Source organism: Streptomyces sp. NPDC059002, assembly GCF_042740435.1.
In the GTDB taxonomy this organism is placed as follows: Bacteria; Actinomycetota; Actinomycetes; order Streptomycetales; family Streptomycetaceae; genus Streptomyces.
The window spans coordinates 24,396-43,568 of sequence record NZ_JBHYJI010000073.1; the positions used below are offsets into that span (position 1 = coordinate 24,396).

Annotated in this window: 20 protein-coding genes; 13 read left to right on the top strand and 7 right to left on the bottom strand. The window is 71.5% G+C overall.

The window, feature by feature from the left end; all coding sequences use genetic code 11:
• Positions 1 to 168 precede the first annotated feature (168 nt).
• The gene (locus ACFWZ2_RS38335; RefSeq protein ID WP_384553880.1) at positions 169 to 804 is read left to right on the top strand and encodes a PadR family transcriptional regulator; all 636 of its coding nucleotides are present in this window, start codon (positions 169 to 171) and stop codon (positions 802 to 804) included.
• Positions 805 to 1,021: 217 nt separating this feature from the next.
• Here the strand turns inward: ACFWZ2_RS38335 and ACFWZ2_RS38340 are convergent, their stop codons facing one another.
• Entirely contained in the window at positions 1,022 to 1,450 is a 429-nt protein-coding gene (locus ACFWZ2_RS38340; RefSeq protein ID WP_384553881.1) for an SRPBCC family protein, read from the bottom strand.
• Positions 1,451 to 1,758: 308 nt separating this feature from the next.
• Here ACFWZ2_RS38340 and ACFWZ2_RS38345 point away from each other — a divergent pair, with 308 nt between their 5' ends.
• Entirely contained in the window at positions 1,759 to 2,682 is a 924-nt protein-coding gene (locus tag ACFWZ2_RS38345) for a putative protein N(5)-glutamine methyltransferase (RefSeq protein ID WP_384553883.1), read from the top strand.
• On the opposite strand, the gene ACFWZ2_RS38350 is transcribed toward ACFWZ2_RS38345, so the two are convergent.
• Positions 2,679 to 2,867 carry a hypothetical protein gene (locus ACFWZ2_RS38350; RefSeq protein WP_079036666.1) on the bottom strand — a complete coding sequence of 63 codons (189 nt, stop codon included), beginning with the start codon at positions 2,865 to 2,867 and terminating at the stop codon, positions 2,679 to 2,681. The genes ACFWZ2_RS38345 and ACFWZ2_RS38350 overlap by 4 nt on opposite strands.
• Positions 2,868 to 3,065: 198 nt before the next feature.
• Here ACFWZ2_RS38350 and ACFWZ2_RS38355 point away from each other — a divergent pair, with 198 nt between their 5' ends.
• The 3 genes from ACFWZ2_RS38355 to ACFWZ2_RS38365 all read left to right on the top strand — a co-directional run bounded on the left by ACFWZ2_RS38355 (position 3,066) and on the right by ACFWZ2_RS38365 (position 5,973).
• Positions 3,066 to 3,617, top strand: coding sequence for a Clp protease N-terminal domain-containing protein (locus tag ACFWZ2_RS38355; protein ID WP_384553919.1), 552 nt, complete (start codon positions 3,066 to 3,068; stop codon positions 3,615 to 3,617).
• A 140-nt stretch (positions 3,618 to 3,757) separates the two neighbouring features.
• Positions 3,758 to 4,762: a DMT family transporter gene (locus ACFWZ2_RS38360; RefSeq protein WP_384553885.1), complete on the top strand. Its 1,005-nt coding sequence runs from the start codon at positions 3,758 to 3,760 to the stop codon at positions 4,760 to 4,762.
• A 242-nt stretch (positions 4,763 to 5,004) separates the two neighbouring features.
• Entirely contained in the window at positions 5,005 to 5,973 is a 969-nt protein-coding gene (locus ACFWZ2_RS38365) for a DMT family transporter (protein WP_384553887.1), read from the top strand.
• 127 nt (positions 5,974 to 6,100) lie between these two features.
• On the opposite strand, the gene ACFWZ2_RS38370 is transcribed toward ACFWZ2_RS38365, so the two are convergent.
• Positions 6,101 to 6,811 carry a pyridoxamine 5'-phosphate oxidase family protein gene (locus ACFWZ2_RS38370; protein ID WP_384553889.1) on the bottom strand — a complete coding sequence of 237 codons (711 nt, stop codon included), beginning with the start codon at positions 6,809 to 6,811 and terminating at the stop codon, positions 6,101 to 6,103.
• Between the two features lie 131 nt (positions 6,812 to 6,942).
• On the opposite strand from ACFWZ2_RS38370, the gene ACFWZ2_RS38375 reads away from it, so the two are divergent.
• Positions 6,943 to 8,274 carry an aminotransferase class I/II-fold pyridoxal phosphate-dependent enzyme gene (locus tag ACFWZ2_RS38375; RefSeq protein ID WP_384553891.1) on the top strand — a complete coding sequence of 444 codons (1,332 nt, stop codon included), beginning with the start codon at positions 6,943 to 6,945 and terminating at the stop codon, positions 8,272 to 8,274.
• Here ACFWZ2_RS38375 and ACFWZ2_RS38380 read toward each other — a convergent pair.
• On the bottom strand, positions 8,265 to 9,290 hold the full coding sequence (locus ACFWZ2_RS38380) for a DMT family transporter (protein WP_384553893.1): 1,026 nt from the start codon (positions 9,288 to 9,290) through the stop codon (positions 8,265 to 8,267). The two genes, ACFWZ2_RS38375 and ACFWZ2_RS38380, sit on opposite strands and share 10 nt — an antisense overlap.
• 75 nt (positions 9,291 to 9,365) lie before the next feature.
• Between ACFWZ2_RS38380 and ACFWZ2_RS38385 the strand changes: the two genes are divergently transcribed.
• A complete protein-coding gene (locus tag ACFWZ2_RS38385) occupies positions 9,366 to 10,268 on the top strand; it encodes a LysR family transcriptional regulator (RefSeq protein ID WP_384553895.1) in 903 nt (300 codons plus the stop codon).
• A gap of 40 nt (positions 10,269 to 10,308) precedes the next feature.
• Here ACFWZ2_RS38385 and ACFWZ2_RS38390 read toward each other — a convergent pair whose 3' ends face one another.
• Positions 10,309 to 10,776: a pyridoxamine 5'-phosphate oxidase family protein gene (locus ACFWZ2_RS38390; RefSeq protein ID WP_384553897.1), complete on the bottom strand. Its 468-nt coding sequence runs from the start codon at positions 10,774 to 10,776 to the stop codon at positions 10,309 to 10,311.
• A gap of 182 nt (positions 10,777 to 10,958) precedes the next feature.
• Between ACFWZ2_RS38390 and ACFWZ2_RS38395 the strand changes: the two genes are divergently transcribed.
• On the top strand, positions 10,959 to 11,600 hold the full coding sequence (locus ACFWZ2_RS38395) for a cysteine hydrolase (protein ID WP_384553898.1): 642 nt from the start codon (positions 10,959 to 10,961) through the stop codon (positions 11,598 to 11,600).
• Positions 11,601 to 11,648: 48 nt separating this feature from the next.
• Here the strand turns inward: ACFWZ2_RS38395 and ACFWZ2_RS38400 are convergent, their stop codons facing one another.
• Positions 11,649 to 12,101 carry a Rieske (2Fe-2S) protein gene (locus ACFWZ2_RS38400; protein WP_384553900.1) on the bottom strand — a complete coding sequence of 151 codons (453 nt, stop codon included), beginning with the start codon at positions 12,099 to 12,101 and terminating at the stop codon, positions 11,649 to 11,651.
• 40 nt (positions 12,102 to 12,141) lie between these two features.
• Positions 12,142 to 14,307 (bottom strand): prolyl oligopeptidase family serine peptidase, encoded by a 2,166-nt coding sequence (locus ACFWZ2_RS38405; protein WP_384553901.1) that lies wholly within the window; start codon positions 14,305 to 14,307, stop codon positions 12,142 to 12,144.
• Positions 14,308 to 14,371: 64 nt separating this feature from the next.
• On the opposite strand from ACFWZ2_RS38405, the gene ACFWZ2_RS38410 reads away from it, so the two are divergent.
• From ACFWZ2_RS38410 to ACFWZ2_RS38430, 5 genes are all read left to right on the top strand, one after another.
• Entirely contained in the window at positions 14,372 to 15,163 is a 792-nt protein-coding gene (locus tag ACFWZ2_RS38410) for a HipA family kinase (protein ID WP_384553903.1), read from the top strand.
• Complete coding sequence (locus ACFWZ2_RS38415) at positions 15,160 to 15,558, top strand: DUF3037 domain-containing protein (RefSeq protein ID WP_384553905.1); 399 nt, start codon at positions 15,160 to 15,162, stop codon at positions 15,556 to 15,558. Before ACFWZ2_RS38410 ends, ACFWZ2_RS38415 begins: the two co-directional genes overlap by 4 nt.
• Positions 15,559 to 15,717: 159 nt before the next feature.
• Complete coding sequence (gene fabG, locus ACFWZ2_RS38420; RefSeq protein ID WP_384553907.1) at positions 15,718 to 16,479, top strand: 3-oxoacyl-ACP reductase FabG; 762 nt, start codon at positions 15,718 to 15,720, stop codon at positions 16,477 to 16,479.
• 17 nt (positions 16,480 to 16,496) lie between these two features.
• The gene (locus tag ACFWZ2_RS38425) at positions 16,497 to 17,252 is read left to right on the top strand and encodes an SDR family oxidoreductase (RefSeq protein ID WP_384553909.1); all 756 of its coding nucleotides are present in this window, start codon (positions 16,497 to 16,499) and stop codon (positions 17,250 to 17,252) included.
• A gap of 284 nt (positions 17,253 to 17,536) precedes the next feature.
• Entirely contained in the window at positions 17,537 to 19,009 is a 1,473-nt protein-coding gene (locus ACFWZ2_RS38430) for an ABC transporter substrate-binding protein (protein ID WP_384553911.1), read from the top strand.
• The last annotated feature ends 164 nt before the right edge of the window (positions 19,010 to 19,173 follow it).

The following is a 19,173-nucleotide window of genomic DNA, read 5'->3' on the forward strand; positions in this document are numbered from 1 at the left end:
CTTTCACAGGACGGCGGACGGCCGCCCCCGAGGCTTGTCAGCCGAACAGTTCCGATATATCGTTGAGGCATCGCGACAGATTCACGACAGGTTCGCGACAGATCAAAGATCGAGAATCCATCCCGAGCGCATCGGGTGGATCGAGCAGAGAATCAAGGAGTGATCGCTATGCGTTCCCACGGTTTTGAACACGAGCACGGACGGGGCCGCCGCGGCAGCCCCCAGGGCCGTGAAGGTTTCGGCCCGTTCGGTCGAGAAGGATTCGAAGGGCGGCGCGGGGCCTTCGGTCCGTTCGGTCCCGGCTTCGGGGGCCCCGGCGGCCCTTGGGGCGGCGGCCGAGGCGGACGAGGCGGCCCGCGGGGCAGGGCGCGGCGCGGCGACGTACGCGCGTCGATCCTGGCCCTCCTGAAGGACCGCCCCATGCACGGCTACGAAATGATCCAGGAGATCGCCGAGCGCAGCGGCGGGGCGTGGAAGCCCAGCCCGGGTTCGGTCTATCCGACCCTCCAACTCCTGGAGGACGAGGGCCTGATCAGCAGCGAGAGCGAGGGCGGCAAGAAGCTCTTCTCGCTCACCGAGGCAGGGACCGAGGCGGCCGAGGAAGGCCCCGACGCGCCCTGGGAGGAAGCCGGGCGCGGGGTCGACTGGGACACGCTGAACGAGATCCGGCAGGCCGGTTTCGGTCTGATGGAGGCGTTCGGTCAGGTCTGGAAGACCGGCAGCAAGGAGCAGCGCGAGAAGGCGCTGACGGTCATCAACGACGCCCGCAAGAAGCTGTACCTGATCCTCGCCGATGAGGACTGATGAGGGCTGAGGGGGTGGGGGCCGACGGCTCCCATCGCAGACGAGGCGCCCCGCACGCATGGTGCGGGGCGCCTCGTTCCGTTGTTCCGGCGCGGGGTGGTCGTGCGTTCCGGCGCGGGATGGTCGTGGGTTCCGGCGCGGTCCGGTCGTACGCCCGTCGCTTCCCCGGCCCTGGCCCCGGCCCCGGCCCCGGCGGTCGGTCGGGCGGGCGGGCGCGTCAGGTGACGAGGCCGCCCAGTTTGCGCAGCGACTCGTCGAGTGCGGCGGTCGCCGAGTCCTTCAGCTTGCCGGCCATGAGGGAGACCGCGGCGCCGGTGAACTCCCCGTCGATGCGGACCAGGGTGCCCGTCCCGTCGGGGGAGAGCGTGTAGCGGGTGCCGACGTTGACGCCCATCGGGCCCTTGCCCCTGATGGCCAGGGTGCGGGCGTTCTCCAGCTCCTCGATGGTCCAGTTCACCTCGGCGGGGAAGCCCATCAGTTTCATGTTCTCCGCGAAGGTGCCGCCCACTTCCAGGGTGTTCGGGCCGCCCTTGGGGAAGCTCGTGTGCGTGGCGTTCCACTCGCCGTACGAGGAGAAGTCGGTGAGTTGGGCCCAGACCTTCTCGGCGGGCGCCTCGATCCGTGCTTCCGCGCTGACTTCGGCCATGCGGCCACCTCTTCCCGTCGGGCGCTGCGACGGCCGCAGCTACGGTGTCGCGGAACGTAGCGGCAGGGCCCGGAACATTCAATACTGATGAACCGTCAGATCTGTGAGGGATGCCGGACTGGCCGATGGCCTCCGGGAGGGGGTGGGGTAGTGTTCCCCTGCTCCGCGAAGGCCGCGGGCGACGGCTCTGGGAGGTGAGACCCATTACCGCAACGGCAGGTCGGGTGCTCTCTTCTCGCGACCGCGCGGTTCACCCGGCATAGGTGACCCGAGGGAGCCCCATCGGGATCCCGAAAGGTCTTCTTCTGATGTCGGTCTCAGAACCTTCTTCTCACTTCTCTCCGCACCCCTCGTCGGTGCCGTCCTTCCCCTCCGTCGTTGCCGCGTTGCGCGCTGCCGGGTGCGTCTTCGCCGAGGACGAGGCGGAACTGATCCTCTCCGCGGCACACACTCAGGCAGAGCTCGCCGACATGGTGGAGCGCCGGGCGAGCGGACTGCCCCTCGAACACGTCCTCGGCTGGGCCGAGTTCCGCGGACTGCGGATCGCGGTGGACCCGGGCGTCTTCGTGCCGCGCCGCCGTACCGAGTTCCTCGTCGACCGGGCCGCCGCGCTCGCCGGGCCCGGAACCGTCGTCGTCGATCTGTGCTGTGGATCGGGCGCGCTCGGTGCCGCGCTCGCCGCGGCCCTCGGCCAGGTCGAGTTGTACGCCGCCGACATCGACCCCGCCGCGGTGCGCTGCGCCCGCCGCAATGTCGGGGACGCCGGGGGCGTCGTCTACGAAGGCGACCTATACGACCCGCTGCCCGCCGGGCTCCGGGGGCGCGTCGGCATCCTGCTCGCCAACGTGCCGTACGTCCCCACCGGCGAAGTCGGCCTGCTGCCCGCCGAGGCACGCGTCCATGAGGCGCGGGTGGCGCTCGACGGCGGCAGCGACGGGCTCGACGTGCTGCGCCGGGTGACCGAGGAGGCGCCCGGGTGGCTGGCGCCCGGCGGTCATCTGCTGTTCGAGACCAGCGAGAGCCAGGTGCCTGCCGCGCGTGACGCCGTCGAGCGCGCCGGTCTCGTGGCGCGGGTGGTCGAGGACGAGGAGTGGTACGCGACGGTCGTCATCGGCACCCGGCCCGGCGCGGTCGGGGACAGGGGCGGGGACGGGGACGGGGACGGGGACGGGGACGGGAGCTTGTCCCAGGGCGAGGGCCTGTCCGGTGGCACAGCGTCCGACGGGCGCTAGCCGACCCGTCGTATCACCGCCGCGTCGAAGAGGTCCGACGCCCTGGGGAACGGACCCTCGTCGTGGCAGTGCCAGGCCTCCCAGAACAGGTCGGCGGGCAGGGCGTCGTCGGGTGCGTATACCCGGTACACGTACTGCCTGCCGTCGATCGCCGGCAGGGCGACCATCCAGCACCTGCTCTCCATGCCTGTGAGGGACGTGCGCCACCGCGCCGTGGTTGCGCGGCGGGCGTGAAGCAAGGCGGCGCGCGCCCCCGGGTGGAGATCGGCGGGATCTCATCCGTAAGGAGGACAACCAGGGCATGCGTGCCCACCCTGTGTCGGACGCAAAGATGCTTCCCGCCGCCGATGCATATGCCGCCGGAGGTTGATGTGGTGGGAGATGTGCAAAGCCGTACCCCGCCGGGCGCCGAGCCCGGCTCCCCCCGCGCCGAACTCGACTCCAGGCTCAGTGCTGAGCTGGCGTCGGTGGTGGCCGGTGCGCGCCGGCGCGCGGTGCGGGACGGGGACCGGCAGATCGACACCGCGCACCTCCTGCACTCCCTGCTCGAGTCCGACCCCGCGGTCCGTGCCGTCTTCGAGAACGGCGCGCAGGTCGTACGGCTCCTCGGCTACCTCGTGCAGCGCAGCATCGGCTACGGACTGCAGTGGCAGGGCACCGTCGAGGACTCCGGAGCGGTGCCGGTGGTGACGTCCGTGAAGGAGGCGGGCTGGTCTCCCGCCGCGGCCACCGCGATGGAGATGGCCCTGGACCGCGCCGACCTGCGCGGGGATCCGCGCGCGCTGGGCATGGACCTGCTCGCGGGGCTCGTCGCCGACCCGGACTGCCGTGCGGTCGAGGTGCTCGGCCGCGCGGGCGTGGACGTGCCGCACCTGCTGAGCCGGGTGGAGGCAGGGTGCCAGGAGTACGCCGGAGGGTATGGCGCGGGGGCCTGAGCGCGGCGTCGGTGAGGACGCGCGGCGCGGGGTGGGGCCGGGAGGTCTGAACGCGGCGTCGGTGAAGGCGTGTGCGTCCGCCGATTGAGACAGGGGTCATGGGGGATGACGCTCATGACACCGCCTGCCATGATGTGCCGGTGCAAGCGGCTCAGGGGACTCAGGGGATCGGGGAGAACCGGGGGAGAGGCGTCGGACTGGGGCTCGCCCTGGTGGCGGCGGTCGCCTTCGGTGGCTCCGGCGTCGCGGCGAAGCCGCTGATCGAAGCGGGACTCGACCCGCTCCACGTGGTGTGGCTGCGGGTGGCGGGCGCCGCCCTGGTGATGCTGCCCGTGGCATGGCGGCACCGCGGACTCCTGCGGAGCAGGCCCGCGCTGCTCGCCGGGTTCGGCCTCCTCGCCGTCGCGGGCGTCCAGGCCTGCTACTTCGCCGCGCTCTCGCGGATCCCCGTCGGCGTCGCGCTGCTCGTCGAGTACCTCGCCCCCGCGCTCGTCCTCGGCTGGGTGCGCTTCGTGCAGCGGCGCCCCGTGACGCGCGCGGCCGCACTCGGCGTGGTGCTCGCGGTCGGCGGGCTCGCCTGCGTCGTCGAGGTGTGGTCGGGACTGAGCTTCGATGCCGTGGGACTGCTGCTCGCGCTCGGCGCCGCCTGCTGCCAGGTCGGCTACTTCGTCCTGTCCGACCAGGGCAGCGACGAGGGTGACGACGCCCCCGATCCGCTGGGCGTCATCGCGTACGGACTGCTGGTCGGCGCCGTCGTGCTGACCGTCGTCGCGCGTCCGTGGGGCATGGACTGGTCGGTGCTCGGCGGGCGCGCGGACCTGAACGGCTCGGCCGTTCCCGCCTGGCTGCTGCTCGGCTGGGTCGTGCTCGTCGCGACGGTCGTCGCGTACGTCACCGGCGTGCTGTCCGTACGCAGGCTCTCGCCCCAGGTGGCGGGCGTGGTGGCCTGCCTCGAAGCCGTCGTCGCGACCGCCCTGGCCTGGATCGTCCTGGGCGAGCACCTCTCGGCGCCGCAGATCGTCGGCGGCGCGATCGTCCTCGTGGGCGCGTTCATCGCCCAGTCCTCCGCGCCCGCGAAGCCCGCGCGGCCGCAGGGGATTCCGGAATCCGAAACGGAGTTGTCGCGCAGCGGCAGCGCGACCTAGGGTGCCGATCATGCACGCACGAGCGCTCGTTCTTCCGCCCCCCGCCGCATAGCGCGGGGCACCTCACGGAAACACGCCCAGGCCGGTGGCCGGGTGGAACGGTGCTGCCCGCAGACGGAGCCCAGAGCCCCTTTCTTCTGCGGAGAATTCTCGTGTCGAACATGCCAAGCACGTCAAGCACGTCAAGTGCGCCCCATGCGTCAGGTGCGCCCCATGGGTCGAGTGCGTCCCACGCGTCGAGCATGCCCAGTGCGGCAAGCGCTGGTCCCGGTCTGCCCGTCGGGCGCGGCCTCTTCTATCTGATCGTCGCCGGAATCGGCTGGGGCACCGCGGGTGCCGCTGCGTCGCTGGTCTTCAGGGACAGCGACATGGGGCCGGTGAGCCTCTCCTTCTGGCGCTGCGCGGGCGGGTTCGTGCTGCTGCTCGCCGCGCGCCTGGTGCGGCCGCGCAGGACCGGGCCGTACGGGGCGCCCCAGCAGCCGCTGGGGCGCAGGGTCCGCCGGATCGTCGTGACGGGCGTGGCCCTCGCGGTGTTCCAGACCGCCTACTTCGCGGCCGTGGAGACGACAGGGCTCGCGGTCGGCACCGTCGTCACGATGGGGTCGGGGCCCGTGCTCATCGCGCTCGGCGCCCGGCTGACCATGGGGGAGCGGCTCGGGTCCGGTGGGATCGTCGCCGTCGCGGGCGCCCTCGCGGGTCTCGTGGTGCTCGTACTCGGCGGTGGTGAGGCCACCGTGCGGCCCGTCGGCGTGGTGTGGGGGCTCGTCTCCGCGGCCGCGTACGCCGCGATGACGCTGGTCACCCGGTGGTGGGGGCGGGACGGTGGTGCCGACTCGTCCGACACCACGGTCTGGGCGTTCGCCGTCGTCTCCCTCTGTCTGCTGCCGCTCGGCGCGGCCGAGGGCCTGGTGCCGCACACCGCCGAACCCGCGCGCGTGGGCGTCTACTTGCTGTACATCGCCGCGGTACCGACAGCGGTCGCGTACGCGCTGTACTTCGCGGGGGCGGCCGTCGTACGCTCCGCGACCGTCTCCGTGATCATGCTCCTGGAGCCGGTGAGCGCGGCGGTCATCGCGGTCGTGCTGCTCGGCGAGGAGCTGACGGCGGCGACCGTGGCGGGCACGGTGCTGATGCTGGCCGCGGTGACGGGACTCGCCGTCGCCGAGGCGCGGGGTGTCGTGGCGGCGCGGCGGGTGCCGGCGCCGGTGTAGGTGCCACGCGCGCGTGGCGGGCGGATCCCGGTCCCGGCGGCACGCGCGCGTGGCGTGGCGCCGGGATTCCTGCGCGAGGACGGGATTCCTGCGTGGACCCGCGCTTCCTACGTCAGGCCGGGACGCGTCACAGCTCGATCAGGTAGTCGGGCACCTCGATGCCGGGGGCGAGGTCGGTGGAGGGGATCAGGGCGTCGTAGCCCTTGCGCAGCGGGACCACGCCCGACCAGTAGGGGAGGTCCATGTCCTCCGGGTCGTCGTTCGGGCCGCCGGTGCGTGCCTTCGCCGACACCTCGTCGAGGTCGAGCCGGAGCACGGCGGTCGCCGCGAGTTCCTTGGCGTTGGCGGGGCGCGAGTCGGCGGCGCGGCCCGGCACGATGTGGTCGACGAGGGCGTCGAGCGCGGTCCGCTTCTCCTCGGGGTCCGTGACCTGGCGGGCGGTCCCGTGCACCACTACGGAGCGGTAGTTCATCGAGTGGTGGAAGGCCGAGCGGGCCAGGACCAGGCCGTCGACGTGCGTGACGGTCAGGCACACCTGGAGCCCCGGATCCGCCTGCTCCTCCTGGCCGGCACCCGCCATGCGCAGCGGCCGCGATCCCGTCGAACCGTGCACATAGAGGTGGTCTCCCACACGCCCGTAGAGCGTCGGCAGTACGACAGGTGCTCCGTCGCGCACGAATCCGAGATGGCACACGTAGGACTCGTCGAGTATCTGGAACACCGTCTCCTTGTCGTACGAAGCGCGCTCCTTGGCGCGGGTGGGGACGGTGCGGTCGGTGGGTGCGTAGGCGGCGCTGTCCGGCGAAGTGGTGTCCGTGGTGGTCTGCGTCGTCTGCATGGCCTCTCCCTGTGGTGCTGCTTCGCGTGCTGTGCTGCGTGTTCGGCGTGGCGGTGGTGGTGTGCGATGTGGTGCGCTGCCCCAGTGCGGCCGACTTGCCGCCTTGATTGCACTAGTGCATAATCGCGTTTGTGCTAGGAGAGTATCCGATCAGGGGTCGGCGCGCAGCTGAAATCGCTGCCAGTGTGGAGCGTGCTGTCGGTGACGGCGGCCTGGAACCGGGTCAATTGCTGCCTCCCATGCGGGAGTTGGCGGAGCGCCTGGGGGTCAATCCCAATACCGTGGCGGCCGCCTATCGCACCCTGCGTGAGCGGGGGGTCATTGAGACGGCGGGGCGGCGCGGCAGTCGCATCCGGCCCAAGCCCGCCACGACCGCCCGTGAACTGATCCGGGTGGACGCCCCGCCCGGCGTGCGGAACGTGTCCAAGGGCAACCCCGATCCCCGGCTGCTGCCCGCGCTCTCCGAGGCGTTCGCGGCGGCCGCCGCGCAGGGCGACAAGGAACCCGTGCTCTACGGAGAGGACGCCGTGGACCCGGACCTCGCACGGCACGCGCGCGTGGCCTTCGACGCCGACGGCGTACCCGCCGGCCCCGTCGCCGTCACCTCCGGATCGCTCGACGCCATCGAGCGGGTGCTCGCCGCCCACCTCAAGCCCGGCGACGCGGTGGCCGTGGAGGACCCGGGCTGGGGCAGTCTGCTCGACCTCGTCTCGGCGCTCGCGCTGCGTGCGGTGCCGGTCGGTGTGGACGACGAGGGGCCGCTACCGGCCGACGTGGAACGGGCGCTGGCGGGCGGTGCGCGCGCGGCCATCGTGACCGACCGCGCCCAGAACCCCACCGGTGCCGCGGTCAGCGCTCCACGCGCGCGTGCCCTGCGCAAGGCGTTCGGCGCGCACAAGGACGTACTGCTCATCGAGGACGACCACGGCCACGGCATCGTCGATCTGCCGCTGCACCCGCTCGCGGGGACGACCCACAGCTGGGCCCTCGTCCGCTCCACCGCCAAGGCGTACGGCCCCGATCTGCGGCTCGCCGTCCTCACGGGGGATCACATCACGGTGGACCGGGTGCAGGGGCGTCAGCGGCTCGGGCCCGGCTGGGTCAGCCTGATCCAGCAGCGCGCCGTGGTGCGGCTGTGGACCGGCGGAGCGGTGGACGCGCGTGCGGTGGCCGCCTCCTACGGCCGGCGGCGGGACGCGTTGATCGCGGCGCTCGCCGAGCGGGGCGTCCCCGCGTACGGGCGCAGCGGCATGAACGTGTGGATCCCCGTGCCGGACGAAACCGGCGCCGTCGCCCGGCTGTTGCACTCCGGGTGGGCCGTCGCCCCCGGCGCGCGGTTCCGGCTCGGCGCTCCGCCCGGTGTGCGGATCACCGTGGCGGCGCTCGACGACGAGGACATCCCGGTGGTGGCCGAGGCCGTCGCCGCCGCCACGGGGCCCGCTCCGGCCCGGCGCTACGACTGACGACGCGCGGTCGCCCCGGGGCGCGGCCGGGACTGGGTGAGGGCCGCGCCCGCCAGGACGATCACCGCGCCGACCGGTGTCGACCAGCTCAGGGACTCGCCGAGCACGGCGACGCCCGCGGCGGTCGCGATGACCGGGATGAAGTACGTGACCATCTGGGCGGTGGTCGGACCGACCTCGGCGACCAGGGCGTACTGGAGCATGAGGGCGACCCCCGTGCCGAGGGCGCCGAGGGCCACGATCGCCAGCAGCGGGACGACGGGGAAGTGCGTCGGCATCGAGGTGAACAGCGGGGTCACCACGGCCAGTTCGACGGTCGCGACGAGCAACTGGGCGCCGGACAGGGAGAGGTTCGAGTGTCCCGAACCGGCCAGGGTGCGGCGTACATAGATCCAGCCGATCGGGTAGCTGAGCGAGGCGAGCAGTGCCATCGCGGTGCCGCGCGGGTCGAGTCCGCTGAAGCCCTGCCAGGCGCCGAGCACGGTGAGGACTCCGAAGAAGCCGATGCCCAGGCCCGCGACCCGGCGCCGGGTGGGCCGGTCTTCGGAGAGGGCGACCAGCGAAAGGGCCATGCCCCAGAGCGGTGACGTGGCGTTGCAGATCCCGGCGAGGGTCGACGGAATCGTCAACTCCGCGTACGCGAAGAGCGAGAACGGCAGGGCGTTGAGCAGAAACGCGGCGACCGCCAGATGCGCCCAGGTCCGTGTGCCGCGCGGCAGTCGCTCCCGCTTCATCGCGAGCACGGCGGCGATCACGGCGGTGCCGAACACGAGCCGCCCCAGCGTCACTTGGAAGGGCGCGTACCCTTCCGTGCCGACCTTGATCAGCAGGAAGCTGAAGCCCCAGATCAGCGACAGGATGCCGAAGCGGATGCGCCAGTCGAGGGCGGGGCGCCCGGGCGCGGCGGAAGCCGGATCGGTGGCGGGGGCGGCGGTCTCCGGTTCGGCGGTGGAGGGGCGGTCGGTGGCCTGGGGAGGCGCGGCGATCGGGCGGGTCGGCGGCGTGACGGTGCTCATGTGTCTCACGATGAGGCTCGACGATCTCGTAGCACAAGCGAGATTTAATGCGGGGTATCGCGTAGCATCGCTTACATGTTGAACTTGGAGCGCCTGCGCACCCTCGACGCCCTGGCACGGCACGGCTCGGTCAGCGGCGCGGCGGCGGGTCTGCACGTCACGACGTCGGCGGTGTCGCAGCAGATGACCAAGCTGGAGCGGGAGGTGGGCCAGCAGCTCCTCGCCAAGAACGGCAGGGGGGTGCGCCTGACCGACGCGGGGCGCCTGCTCGCCGAGCACGCCGCGCGGATCCTCTCGCAGGTCGAGCTCGCCCAGGCGGACCTGGAGGAGCAGCGCGGCAAGGCGGTCGGCGAGCTGCGCATGGGGGCGTTTCCCACGGCCATGCGGGGCCTGATGCCCGCCACGCTGTCCGCGCTGCGCGCCGACCATCCGGGGCTGCGGGTCGGCTGCCAGGAGCTGGAGCCGACGCCCGCGATCGCCGCGGTGGTGCGCGGTGACATCGACCTCGCGGTCGTCCTCGACTGGTACAACAAGCCGATGCCGATTCCGGACGGCCTCGTCAAGGCGCCGCTCCTCGACGACCCCGCCGATGTCGCGATGCCCGCGGCGCATCCGCTGGCGGACCGCGCGGAGGTGGATCTCGAGGAGTTCGCCGACGACGAGTGGATCACCTGGGCGGAAGGCGAGTTCTGCCACGAGTGGCTCATGTTCACGCTGCGCGGCAAGGGCATCGAGCCCCACATCGCACACCGCGCGGAGGAGCACCACACCCAGCTCGCGCTCGTCGCGGCGGGTCTCGGGGTGTGCGTGGCGCCGCAGTTGGGCCGCGACCCGATGCCCGCGGGCGTGCGCACGGTTCCGGTGCGGCACCGGGTGCGGCGCCATGTGTACGTGGTGTGGCGCGCGGACGCCGACCGCCGACCGTCGATCAGGGCGGCGGTGGAGGCGCTGCGGGTGGCGGGGGCGGGGTTGCGGTAGCCCTCCGGGGGCGGTGCGGGGGTTCTTGCGCCCTGGCCGCCTAAAGACCCGCCAGTTTCCGGAAGTCCCAGGAGGCGATCGCGTCCGGGGTGAGGCGGAGCCAGGCGTGGCGGTTGTCGTGGGGCATCCGGTCGAGGCCGAACATCTTGCGGGCGAACAGCCGCTCCGGGACGTCGAGTTCGGGGCATGGCTCGCCGGTGCGGGGGGACTCGCCGATGAACTCCACCGTGCCGGACAGCTCGACGCCGCGCAGCTGGTCGTACTCCTCTCCGGTGTCGACCACCACGGCGATCCGCTGGTCGTGGCGCAGGTCGGACCAGCGCTTGCTGCGGGTGATCGAGTACAGCCACAAGGACGTGCCGTCCCAGGCGAACCAGAGTGTGCTGACGTGCGGGGCGCCGTCAGGGGACACGGTCGCCACCCGGCAGGTGCGCTCCGTGGCGAGGAACTCGTCGAGTTCGGCCGGCGTCATCATGATGCGGCGGCCTCGGCGCTGTGTGACGGCCATGCGTCGTCCTCCCGTACTGACTGGCACAGTCGTGGCCGACCGCGCGCGGATGTCTCTGCGCACAGCCGGACCTGACTGCGCGTCAGGAAATCATGCGGGCTCTTCCTTCGTGACGCAATGGCCGTTAGCCTCGCGCGAATTCCGGGCGCCGGATGTCCCGGACGTCCGCGACAGGGGGAGCCATGCCGTCGTACGAACAGCTCAGGGAACTCCTCGACCCGGCCACCACGGCCCTGCTGACCGTCGAGTGCCAGCAGGGCGTCGTGGGTACGGAGAGCGCACTGCCCGAACTGGCCAAGGAGGCACGGTCGTCCGGGGCCCTCGCCAATGTCGCACGGCTGGTGGCGGGGGCGCACCAGAGCGGCGTACAGGTCCTGCACGCGGTGGCCGAGCGGCGGCCCGACGGGCGGGGCGCCAGCCACAACGCCCGCCTCTTCCGCGCTGCCGCGCGGCTGCCCGTGCAGCAGCTCTCGGGGACGACGGCCGTGCGGATCGCGCCACCGATCGAGGTGGCGGACGAGGACTTCGTCGTACGCCGACTGCACGGCCTCTCGCCCATCGCGGGCACCGACGTCGACCCGCTCCTGCGCAATCTGGGCTGCCGCACCCTCCTGGTCACCGGCGTCTCGGCCAATGTCGCCATCCCGAACGCGGTGTTCGACGCCGTGAACCTCGGATACACCGCCGTCGTGCCCGCCGACGCGATCGCGGGCGTGCCCGCCGACTACACGCCCGCGATGGTCCGCAACACCCTCGCGCTCGTCGCCACCATCACCACCACCGAGGACGTACTCGGCGCGTGGAAGCGGCCACGGCGCTCCTAGGCCTTGTCCCGCGCGGCCTGATCCGCCGGACAGGCCCTGGGCGCCGCGTCAGGCCAGCTTGATCGCGTCGCCGTCCACGGAGATCTCCGCCGTGGGCAGCGGGCTCGGCGCGGGGGCGTGCTTCACGCTGCCGTCGGTGATGTCGAACTTGCTGCCGTGACAGGGGCAGTTGATGGTGCCGCCCTCGACGCTCGTCACGGGGCACTGTTTGTGCGTGCAGCGGTTCGAGAACGCCTTGAATTCGCCCTTCGTGGGCTGGGTGACCACCACTCCCTCGTCCTTGAAGATCTTCCCGCCGCCCACGGGGATGTCCGAGATCCTGGCGAGCACGGCCCCGCCGGCACCACCCTTCTCGGGCGCTGCCGCGTCGGCGGGATCGGCGGAGTCCTTGCTGTCGCCGTCGCCGCAGGCGGAGAGGGCGGCGGCGAGCCCCGCGGCGCCGAGCGTGGCCACGACGGTGCGGCGGCGCGGCCCGGGGAGGGATCTGTCGTGAGTCGTCATGACCGGTGATACGGACGCGCGCCCCGCCGTGTTCAAACGTTCAAGAATTTCCGCCCGTGGCCGGGACCGCCGGGGCCAAGGAGGCGTTCAGGAAGTCGAGTTCGAGCCGCAGCAGGTTCGCCGCCACGTCCTCCTGCGTCACCAGATGGCTCGCCCCGGGCAGCGGCAGCACCGTGTGCGGTCGCCCCGCGGCCAGCAGCGCCGCGGAGAAGCGCAGCATGTGGACCGGCAGCACATTGTCGTCGGACAGGCCGTGCACGAGCATCAGCGGCCGCTCCAGGAGGTGCGCGTGCGCGACCAGCGAGCAGTTCTCGTACGAGGACGCCTGGATGCCGGGGTGGCCGAGATAGCGCTCCTTCCAGTGCGTGTCGTAGAGGCGCAGATCCGTGGGTGCCGCGCCCGCCACCGCCGTACGGAAGACATCGGGGCGGTGCAGCACCGCGCCCGCCGCGAGATACCCGCCGAAGGACCAGCCGCGGATGCCCACCCGATCCAGGTCCAGATCGTCGGGGAACAGCTCGGCGGCGGCATGCAGCGCGTCCACCTGGTCGTCGAGCACCGGGGTCAACTGGTCGCCGTGCACGGCCTTCTCCCAGGCGTGCCCGCGCCCCGGTGTGCCGCGCCCGTCCGTGATCAGCACCGCGTAGCCCTGCTCCGCGAACCACTGCGCCACGACCGTCCACCACGCGCGCGCGTGGACCACGAGTTGGATTCCTGGACCTGCGTAGGGGCAGAGCAGCACGGGCAGCCGCGCGGAGCCCGGCTCGTGCCAGGACGGCAGGTACAGCGCGCTGCGCAAGTCCCGCTCCCCGAGGGTGAGATGACGGGGCCGGGGCGTCACGACGGGCTCCTCGGCGAGCACCCCGATCCAGCCGACCGGCTCGCCGCCGCGCAGCACGGTCACCGTCTGCCCCTCGGGAGTCCTGCTGGTCAGGACCACGGTGTCGCCCCCGACGGCCGCCGTGTGCACCCCGGGCCCCTCGCTGATCTGCCGCAGGGTTCCGGTGCGGCGCTCCGGGTCGGGCTCGTGGTCCGCGTGGTCGAACGACCAGACGTGGACCTCCGCGGGCTCGTACGAGGCGGTGAACCACACCCGTTCGCCGGTGCGGCCCAGGACCTCGTGCACCTGGAGGCCGGGCGGCGTCAGGGTGTTGCCCACCCGCAGGCCGCGCGTGTGGTCGCCCGGGTGCCAGGGGTTCACGGGGCGGCCGCTCTCCAGGCGAAGGGGCGTGCCCGGCATCAACTCCAGCCACGCCTGGTCCCGTCGGTGCGACACCAGCTCCGTCCCGCCGCTCTTCGGATCGACCTCCAGGACGTACAGCGAGCGCTGGTCCCGGGTCTGGAGAGTGATCAGCGGGCCATGAGCGTCCCAGAGCGCCGTGGGGACGTACTCGAAGGCGTCGTCCGTCCACTCGCCGGGGACGTGCGCCTCGGACACCCGCTCCGGGGTGCGCACGGCGATCCGCGTGCCGTCCAGACGCAGCAGATGCAGTGACGTCTCGGCGTTGGCGGTGCCCGCCGCCGGGTACCGGATCGCGCGCGGTGCCCGCTCGGGGTGCGCCGGGTCCGAAAGCCACCAGCGCTGTACGGGGGAGGTGTCCACGCGCGCGACGAACAGCGTGTCGCTCTCCGGAGACCACCAGAAACCCCGCTGCCTGCCCATGGACTCGGCCGCGACATGGTCGGCGAGGCCGTAGGTGATCTCCGGGTTCTCCGGCTCGGCGAGCGCCCTGTCGTCCGTCCCGTCGGCACCGACCACCCGCAGCGCGCCCCCGGTGACGTACGCGATCAGGGTCCCGTCGGGAGAGGGGCGCGGGTCGACCACGGGCCCCGCCGTGTGGATCCGGCGGGGTGCGCCACCGGCCGTGTCCACCACCCACAAGGCACCGCCCAGCGCGAAGGCGACCACGCGCGCGTGGCGGTCGGTCGCGAAAGCCACCACTCCTTGCGACTGTTCCCGCGCGCGTTCCCTGCGTACGCGCTCGGCCTCCGGCACCGGACCCGTCGCACCGAGGCCGAGCGGATCCACGAGTATCCGCTCGGCCCCGTCCTGGAACAGCCACAGCCTGCTGACCGGATCGTCGCCCGCCGTGGAGCGCACGAACAGCACCCGCTCGCCGTCCGGCGAGACCGCGAAAGCCCGTGGCACGCCCAGCGAGAAGCGGCGGGTACGTGCGAACTGCCGAGGAAGATCAAAGGAGTCCATGGCAGGCAATGTAGGCAGCGGGGCGGGTGATCCAACAGCTGGTCGGCGGCAGTAATCTGAGCCAATGCTCACCGAAGTAACCGCGGTCCGCTATGTCACCCCTCTACGGGAGGGCGGATCGCTGCCCGGAGTCGTCGAGACCGCCGACGACCAGGGCGCGTACGCGATGTACGTCATGAAGTTCACCGGCGCGGGACAGGGGCGCAAGACGCTCGTCGCCGAGGTGGTCTGCGGTGAGCTGGCGCGCAGGCTCGGTCTGCGGATGCCACGGCTCGTACAGATCAGGCTGGACCCGGTGCTCGGCCTCGGGGAGCCCGACCAGCAGGTGCAGGAGCTGCTCAAGGCCAGCGGCGGGCTCAACCTGGGCATGGAGTTCCTGTCGGGCGCGCTGGGCTTCGACCCGCTCGCGTACGACGTGGATCCGGCCGAGGCGGGCCGGATCGTCTGGTTCGACGCCCTGATCAACAACGTGGACCGGTCCTGGCGCAACCCGAACCTGCTGCGCCGGCAGGGCGAGCTGTGGCTCATCGACCACGGCGCGAGCATGATCTGGCACCACAACTGGCGCACCGCCGAGACCGCGGCCGCCAAGCCGTACGACGCGTCCGACCACGTCCTCGCGCCCTACGGGCCCGATGTGGCGGCGGCCGCGGAGCGCCTCGCGCCGCTCGTCACCGAGGAGCTGCTCGCCGAGGTCACCGCGCAGGTGCCCGACGAGTGGCTGGTGGACGAGCCGGGCTTCGACGGCCCCGACGACGTGCGGCGCGCCTACGCGGCGAGGCTGCTGCCGCGCGCCAAGACCATCCATGAACGGATCACCCTGCCGGGGACCGACCTGAAGGGTGCCACCCAGTGACCGAGCAGACCGCGCCCCAGCGGGACGTCTTCGAGTACGCGCTGGTGCGCGTCGTGCCCCGCGTGGAGCGCGGCGAGCAGTTCAACGCGGGCGTGGTGGTCTACTGCCGTGCCAAGTCCTTCGTGGGGGCGCGCACCCACCTCGACGAGGCCAAGCTGCGGGCTCTCGACCCGGCGGCCGACGTGAGCGGCATCCGGGCCGCGCTCGGCGCCGTCGAGCGGATCTGCGCGGGCGGCGCGGCGGCGGGTCAGGCCGAGCGGGACGAGGCGGGCCGGCGCTTTCGCTGGCTGATCGCGCCGCGTTCGACGGTGGTCCAGCCGGGCCCCGTGCACACCGGCCTCACGGCGGATCCGGGCGCCGAGCTCGACCGCCTCCTCGACCTGCTCGTCAGGTGATCCCGGAGCCAGGGGCCAGGTAATGAATCACAGCGGTCCTGTGTGCCGTTGACACCCGGTGCCAGGGCTTCTAGCGTCTCGTCCAGCTGAAGGTACTAAGCGGTCGCTCACCATCGGGGCGTACCGTAGAGCCGCATCCCAAGGGCGAGGAGAACCAGCATGTCCACCACTGAGCAGCGCGTCGCTGTCGTGACCGGGGCCGCACGAGGCATCGGTGCGGCGACCGCCGTACGGCTCGCCGCCGAGGGCCGTGCCGTGGCCGTCATCGACCTCGACGAGGCCGCCTGCAAGGACACCGTCGCGCAGATCACCGCGGCCGGTGGCAGGGCGCTCGCCGTCGGCTGCGACGTGTCCGACGAGGCCCAGGTCGAGGCGGCAGTCGACCGCATCGCCGCGGAGCTCGGCGCGCCGACGATCCTCGTCAACAACGCCGGCGTGCTCCGCGACAACCTCCTCTTCAAGATGAGCGCGGGCGACTGGGACACGGTCATGAACGTGCACCTGCGTGGCGCGTTCCTGATGTCCCGTGCCATCCAGAAGCACATGGTGGACGCCAACTTCGGCCGGATCGTCAACCTCTCCTCGTCCTCGGCGCTCGGCAACCGCGGCCAGGTCAACTACGCGGCCGCCAAGGCCGGTCTGCAGGGCTTCACCAAGACCCTTGCCAAGGAACTCGGCAAGTTCGGCGTCACCGCCAACTCCGTCGCCCCCGGCTTCATCGTCACCGAGATGACCAAGGCCACCGCCGACCGCGTCGGCATGGGCTTCGAGGAGTTCCAGGCCGCGGCCGCCACCCAGATCCCGGTGCAGCGCGTCGGCCGCCCCGAGGACATCGCCAACGCCATCGCCTTCTTCACGGGCGACGCGGCGGGCTTCGTCTCGGGTCAGGTCATGTACGTTGCCGGTGGCCCGCTCAACTGACCTGGAAGGCAACGATCATGGCAGTGCAGGACAGTGGGAAGGCCGCGCTCGTCACGGGCGCGAGCCGCGGCATCGGATACGGCATCGCCGAGGCACTGGTCGCCCGCGGCGACCGGGTCTGCATCACCGGACGCAATGAGGACGCCCTCAAGGAGGCCGTCGAGAAGCTCGGCGCCGACCGGGTCATCGGCGTCCCGGGCAAGGCCCACGACGAGGCGCACCAGGCGGTCGCCGTCGAGCGCGCCATGGAGGCGTTCGGCCGGGTCGACTTCCTGGTCAACAACGCCGGTACGAATCCGGTGTTCGGGCCGATGGCCGACATGGACCTCAATGTGGCGCGCAAGGTGTTCGAGACCAATGTGATCTCGGCGCTCGGCTTCGCGCAGCAGACCTGGCGGGCCTGGCAGAGCGAGCACGGCGGCGCGATCGTGAACATCGCGTCCGTCGCCGGGATCTCCCCCTCGCCCTTCATCGGGGCGTACGGGATGAGCAAGGCCGCCATGGTCAACCTCACCCTTCAGCTGGCGCACGAGTTCGCGCCGAAGGTGCGCGTGAACTCCATCGCGCCCGCGGTCGTCAAGACCAAGTTCGCCCAGGCGCTCTACGAGGGGCGCGAGGAGGAGGCGGCCGCCGCCTACCCGCTCGGCAGGCTCGGCGTGCCCGAGGACATCGGGGGTGCCGCCGCGTTCCTCACCTCCGCGCAGTCCGACTGGATCACGGGCCAGACACTCGTGGTCGATGGCGGCATCTTCCTCAATGCGGGCGTCGGCTGACGAAGCCCGCTCAAGGGTGGAGTACGCCGCCAAAAGCGACGTACACGCGCATCAAGTGCCCCGTCGGCGCGGTGAGTTGGCCCGGCGGGGCACTGCGATATTGTCTCCCGACCCCCTGACATGGCCGATCGAGGAGCGTGCGCGTGTTCAGTGAAGTTCCCCTTGCGAAGCGGACGAGGGGTCTGCGCCATGTGGCGGCGCTTGCGTCCATATCCCTGCTGGTGGGATGCGGGGTGCTGTCCTCCGAAGGATCGGACGACGAAGAGCAGATCACCGTAGGCACGATGAGCGCGCCCAGCACCCTGGACCCCGCCAAGGCGTGGGACAGCTCCTGGGAGCTGTACAGAAACGTTTTTCAGACGCTGCTCAGCTTCCCCTCGGGGGCCACCGAGCCGGAGCCGGACGCGGCCGAGTCCTGCAACTTCGAGGACTCCTCCAGCACGGTCTTCACCTGCGAGCTGCGTGAGGGGCTGCAGTTCTCCGACGGCGACAAGCTGGACGCGGCGGCCGTGAAGTACTCCTTCGACCGCATGCGCACCCTCGACGCCAAGAAGGTGGTCAAGGGCGGGCCCATGGGGCTGCTCGGGTCGCTCGACAAGGTCGAGACCAAGGGTGAGCGGACCGTCATCTTCCGCCTCAAGAAGCCGGACGCGACCTTTCCGTTCGTCCTCGCGACCCCCGCCATGTCGATCGTCGACCCCAAGGAGTACCCGGCCGACCGGCTCCGCGAGGGCAACGAGATCACCGGCTCCGGGCCGTACACACTCGAGGCGTACGCACGCAACGAGAAGGCCGAGCTGGTCAAGAACGACAACTACAAGGGGGCGGCCGACGTCAAGAACGACGCCGTCACCATCCGCTACTTCAAGAAGTCGTCCGCGATGGTCGACGCCCTGAAGGCGAAGCAGATCGACGTGACGTTCCGCGGGCTCGACTCGGCGGACGTCGTCGAGATGCAGGGCAGGGGCAGGCGCGAGCAGGACATCGAACTCGTCGAGGGCGCGGGCACCGAGATCCGCTACCTGGTGTTCAACACCAAGGACCCGTGGGCCAGGAAGCTGCCCGTCCGGCGGGCCTTCGCGCAGATCGTCGACCGCGGGGCGATCGCCCACAACATCTACAAGGACACCGTCGAGCCGCTGTACTCGATGGTCCCCAGGGGTCTCACCGGCCACGCCACCGGGTTCTTCGACGACTACGGGAACCCCAGTACCGCCAAGGCCAAGAAGATCCTCACCGACGCGGGCATCAACGAGCCCGTACCGCTCACCCTCTGGTACACGTCCGACCGCTACGGCTCCGCGACCGCGAAGGAATTCGCCGAGCTCAAGCGGCAGCTGGAGTCCTCGGGACTCTTCAGGATCACGCTGAAGAACCGTCCCTGGACCGAGTTCCAGGAGGGCTACAGCAAGGGTGAGTACCCGGTCTTCGGGCGCGGCTGGTTCCCCGACTTCCCGGACGCGGACAACTTCATCGCGCCGTTCGTCGGCCCCAAGAACGTGCTCAACACGCCCTACCTCTCCAAGGAGATCACCGATCAGGTGCTGCCGCGCGAGCGCAGGGAGACCGACCGGGGCGCCGTGATCGACGACTTCGAGAGGGCCCAGAAGATCCTCGTCGACGACGTGCGGCTGCTGCCGCTGTGGCAGGGCAAGCAGTACATCATGTCCAGCGAGGAGATCGCGGGCGGCGAACGCGCCCTCGACCCCTCGGCGATCATGATGATGTGGGAGCTGCAGCGCAAGACCAGCTGGTAGGCGTACGAGCCGTCGGCGCGCGTACGCGCGCGGGTGGACGCCCGCCCCGGCCGGTGGACGACCGGCCGGGGCGGATCGGGGCCGGGGTCGATTGTCAGTGGGCGCCGGTAGACATCCCACGTTGCTAAGAGTCAAGCGGCGGACGGGAGGAGTTCTGCCGAGGG

Coding starts and splice junctions, on each gene's coding strand:
- ACFWZ2_RS38335 (WP_384553880.1), top strand. CDS start 169: ATGCGTTCCCACGGTTTTGAACACGAGCACGGACGGGGCCGCCGCGGC.
- ACFWZ2_RS38340 (WP_384553881.1), bottom strand. CDS start 1,450: ATGGCCGAAGTCAGCGCGGAAGCACGGATCGAGGCGCCCGCCGAGAAG.
- ACFWZ2_RS38345 (WP_384553883.1), top strand. CDS start 1,759: ATGTCGGTCTCAGAACCTTCTTCTCACTTCTCTCCGCACCCCTCGTCG.
- ACFWZ2_RS38350 (WP_079036666.1), bottom strand. CDS start 2,867: ATGGAGAGCAGGTGCTGGATGGTCGCCCTGCCGGCGATCGACGGCAGG.
- ACFWZ2_RS38365 (WP_384553887.1), top strand. CDS start 5,005: ATGCCCAGTGCGGCAAGCGCTGGTCCCGGTCTGCCCGTCGGGCGCGGC.
- ACFWZ2_RS38370 (WP_384553889.1), bottom strand. CDS start 6,811: ATGCAGACGACGCAGACCACCACGGACACCACTTCGCCGGACAGCGCC.
- ACFWZ2_RS38380 (WP_384553893.1), bottom strand. CDS start 9,290: ATGAGCACCGTCACGCCGCCGACCCGCCCGATCGCCGCGCCTCCCCAG.
- ACFWZ2_RS38385 (WP_384553895.1), top strand. CDS start 9,366: ATGTTGAACTTGGAGCGCCTGCGCACCCTCGACGCCCTGGCACGGCAC.
- ACFWZ2_RS38390 (WP_384553897.1), bottom strand. CDS start 10,776: ATGGCCGTCACACAGCGCCGAGGCCGCCGCATCATGATGACGCCGGCC.
- ACFWZ2_RS38395 (WP_384553898.1), top strand. CDS start 10,959: ATGCCGTCGTACGAACAGCTCAGGGAACTCCTCGACCCGGCCACCACG.
- ACFWZ2_RS38400 (WP_384553900.1), bottom strand. CDS start 12,101: ATGACGACTCACGACAGATCCCTCCCCGGGCCGCGCCGCCGCACCGTC.
- ACFWZ2_RS38405 (WP_384553901.1), bottom strand. CDS start 14,307: ATGGACTCCTTTGATCTTCCTCGGCAGTTCGCACGTACCCGCCGCTTC.
- ACFWZ2_RS38410 (WP_384553903.1), top strand. CDS start 14,372: ATGCTCACCGAAGTAACCGCGGTCCGCTATGTCACCCCTCTACGGGAG.
- fabG (WP_384553907.1), top strand. CDS start 15,718: ATGTCCACCACTGAGCAGCGCGTCGCTGTCGTGACCGGGGCCGCACGA.
- ACFWZ2_RS38425 (WP_384553909.1), top strand. CDS start 16,497: ATGGCAGTGCAGGACAGTGGGAAGGCCGCGCTCGTCACGGGCGCGAGC.
- ACFWZ2_RS38430 (WP_384553911.1), top strand. CDS start 17,537: ATGAGCGCGCCCAGCACCCTGGACCCCGCCAAGGCGTGGGACAGCTCC.